Source organism: Sulfitobacter sp. 15WGC, from assembly GCF_005068605.1.
Taxonomy (GTDB): Bacteria; Pseudomonadota; Alphaproteobacteria; order Rhodobacterales; family Rhodobacteraceae; genus Sulfitobacter; species Sulfitobacter faviae.
Genome location: NZ_SZNL01000250.1, coordinates 1 through 248, shown reverse-complemented (window position 1 = coordinate 248; position 248 = coordinate 1). Strand labels below are relative to the sequence as shown.

At 57.7% G+C, this 248-nt stretch carries 1 protein-coding gene; it reads left to right on the top strand.

What is annotated here, in order from left to right; all coding sequences use genetic code 11:
* Window positions 1–21 precede the first annotated feature (21 nt).
* Window positions 22–156 carry an EF-hand domain-containing protein gene (locus FCK22_RS19525; RefSeq protein WP_349237612.1) on the top strand — a complete coding sequence of 45 codons (135 nt, stop codon included), beginning with the start codon at window positions 22–24 and terminating at the stop codon, window positions 154–156.
* Window positions 157–248: the final 92 nt, after the last annotated feature.

Below are 248 nucleotides of genomic sequence, written 5' to 3'. Positions count from 1 at the left end.
AATGACGACGGCAAACTCTCGATGGAAGAGATGACGCAGCGCCACGATCCGGCCAAGATGTTCGAGCGTCTGGACAAAGACGGCAACGGCAGCGTCAGCGCCGAAGAGTTCGAAGCGGCGAAAAAAAATGCATGGCAAACGGCACCACAAGGGTGACAAAATGGACCATGACAAGCCGCAGCGCGATTAAATGAAGCCTCGGGCGCGCTTGATCATGGCGCGCCCGGACCTTAGCCATGGACGGGATG

Bases quoted from the DNA above. Each gene is read 5' to 3' on its own strand.
- FCK22_RS19525 (WP_349237612.1), top strand. From the start codon at position 22: ATGGAAGAGATGACGCAGCGCCACGATCCGGCCAAGATGTTCGAGCGT.